The sequence below is a fragment of the Streptomyces sp. NPDC051133 genome (assembly GCF_040682635.1).
GTDB lineage: Bacteria > Actinomycetota > Actinomycetes > Streptomycetales > Streptomycetaceae > Streptomyces.
Genome location: NZ_JBFBBK010000164.1, coordinates 1 through 2,880, shown reverse-complemented (window position 1 = coordinate 2,880; position 2,880 = coordinate 1). Strand labels below are relative to the sequence as shown.

At 67.4% G+C, this 2,880-nt stretch carries 1 protein-coding gene; it reads left to right on the top strand.

Annotated elements, in window-relative coordinates; translation table 11 throughout:
* Positions 1-1,944 precede the first annotated feature (1,944 nt).
* On the top strand, positions 1,945-2,880 hold a 936-nt coding region (locus tag AB0N17_RS45880; protein WP_366017618.1), incomplete at its 3' end, for a PAS domain-containing protein.

Below are 2,880 nucleotides of genomic sequence, written 5' to 3'. Positions count from 1 at the left end.
CAATCGCTGGTCGGCGGACGTCAAACACGCGATGGTGTCGGCCGCCTGGAGGCGCCTGACCGAGAACTGGGGACCGCAACGACGAGCGCGAAGTAGTCGGTGGTCACGCCGCTCATGTTTGTCACCGCCGAGGTGGTCGCTGATCGCGACCTCGAGGATGACCTCCCGCAGCCGCTCGGTCAGCTGCTACAAGCCCGCGCTCGCCGGCCAGCCGAAGGCCCCCGGCCTGCGGCCGGCCCACCGATCATTTGAGGCCGGTGGCGACATGACCCGAACGGCGGGGCATGTCGCGTCGTGGGCCGGGTCTGCCCCGGCCACCACGAGTCTGGGGCAGACACACATCCGGCCGGCGGCGGCACGGCAACCGATGTCGCGGGGCCGCGCTGGGGCGCTGCCGCCATGGCTGCCTCCCGCACCAGGGAGACCACTTACCTCTGCGGCGACTACTACGCCAAACACGACCCCGAACGCGCCATGCGCCGCATCACCCGGCAGGCCAGCCCTTGGCTACACGGTCCGCTTCGACCCCATCGAGGCAGCATGGACACCCCACAGCCACAGCACCGATGACCAGGGCTCATGCTTCATTGCCGGACCAGTCAGCGGTCGGTGTAACGCTGGCGTCGCGCCTGGCGGGAGGGCGGAATGACCACGGTCGCAGTCCGGGGCGGTTCACACCACCCCAGACCAGGAGCGCCAGCGGATACGTTTCACCTCTGCTGGAGGAGGTGAAATCTGCACGTTTCCTGGGCTACTTGCCGAACCAGCAGTACGCGAACACCGTAGCCTCTCCCGTGGCCACGCGCCCGGGTACCTTCACCCACGACTGGTCGAAGGAGACTTCATTGCAGCCGCCGCCCGGGTACTCCCCGTCATCAATCGCCTGTTCCATAAGACCGCGCGCCTTGTTCAGAGCTGTGTCGGGATCTCCGGCATACGCTGTGAAGGTGCGATTGTACTCCCCATCTTCGGGCAGGCCAGTGGCGAATGACGGAGTCGCAGCAGCTCCGACCAGTAACAGGCTTATTACCGCGAGAGCGGCCGCAGATCGGCGGCGTAGACGACGGGTCACTTTATCCTCCATTATTTTCGCGCTTCCGTCAGCTCGGACTCAGGCTGGCCTGGACCGAGGGCTGTATCGAAATCTAGTGATCACCCACTTGACTGGGATAAGATTTCGGACACGTCAGAACGTAAGGAATTTCCACTTGAATTTACGGCCTGTACGATGTCACTCTCTATGACGTATCGCGCGGAGCACGCGCAGTCCAAAACGACACCGAGTGGTTGTACGTTCACCTACCATGTTCGTCTCAAAATGCGTACTCCTGGCAGCGCTCCCCGCGCCCATCTGCGCCACTGGCGCAAAAGAGCCTTTTTCTTCGCTGGGTGATGCATCGTAGATCGGTTGCATGTCTTGGCGGACGTGTCAGGACCCTGGCCTGGCGATCGGCGAGCACCGTGTGATGTAGCGGCCAAGAGCGCGGAGGTCGTCACGGCAGCACGGGCGTATTGTCCGTATATGGGTGACGTGCGGTGTGGCTGGTGTGAGGCCCCGCTCCCAGGGCTGGCGGCGGACGGTCGCCGGTACTGCCGGGCGGCGCACCGGCAGGCGGCCTGGCGTGCACGCCGCCGCTGGAGTCAGGCGGCCCCTGCACGGGAGGGGCTGGCAGCGGCCGGTGAGGACCTGGTCCTTCATGTGCAGTCCGCCACCCTTCAGGTTCACGAGCTACCGTCGCCCGGCGCGTGCGCGGGGTGGCACTCTGCCGCGGTCGCGCGTGTGCAGGATTTGGCCGGGCAGCTGGTCAGGGCGGCAGTGAAGGCGGACCGGCAGGCAGGGGCCAGCTGGGCAGAGATCGGCGCGGGTCTGGGCATCAGTGCTGAGGCCGCCCGCAGCCGCTTCGGCCGCAGTCGTGGCGCCCATGCATCCGTCGCCGGGACTGGATGAACGCCATGCGGCAGGCCGCTGGCCACAGGCCCGATTCTGAGGAGCGGCTGGATTCGGTCCTGGCCGATGTGGTGCGGCAGACCGGCGCGTCGATTGCGATGCTGTACCTGCTGCAGCCCGGAGAGCAGGTGCTGCGGTTGGCACTACTGTCCGGCGTCTCCCGGCAGATCGCCGCCCCGTGGACCTGTATCCCCCTGGATGCTCCGATCCCCATCGCGGATGCGCTGCGGCAGCGGCGGCTGGTGTGGCTGGGCGGCCAGGAAGAGATGGCCCGCCGCTACCCCCGGCTCGGGATCGTGCTGCCGTACGACTTCATGCTCGCCGCGGCCCCTTTCGCCAGCGGCGGCTCGGTGTGGGGTGGAATCGTGCTGCTGTGGCCGATCTGGCACCCGCCGCAGCTCGACGAGGATGAACGCCAGGCCGTCACCGTCTGCTGCCGACGCGCGGCGGACGTTTTGGAGAAAGCCGCCCAGCGCGGTCGTCCGCTGCGCGCTCCTGAGGAACCTCGGCTACTTGCCGCGCAGCTCAGAGAGTCCGACGCCGCCCAGGCCATGGCTGCGCTCGGCTTCACCGAACGCCTTCCCGTGGGCTGCTGTGCCCTCGACATCGAGGGCCGGCTCACCTTCATCAACTCCGCCGCCGCCGACCTCGTGGACGCCGGCGCCGCTTGTCTGGTGGGCAAGCGGCCGTGGGAAGTACTGCTGTGGCTGAACGGGCCGCTCTTCGAAGACCGCTACCGGGCGGCTCTGATCAGCCGCCAGAGCACCTCCTTCATCGCCGTGCGCGACCCGGACACGCCGCTGTTCTTCCAGCTCTACCCCGGCGACAGCGGCATCAGCATCCACATCACTCCCGCCGCGCAGCCGGCCACCACCGGCCCCGGAGGACAAGGGCCCCGGTCTCCGAGCGAACCGGTGAGCGCGACGGCCTTT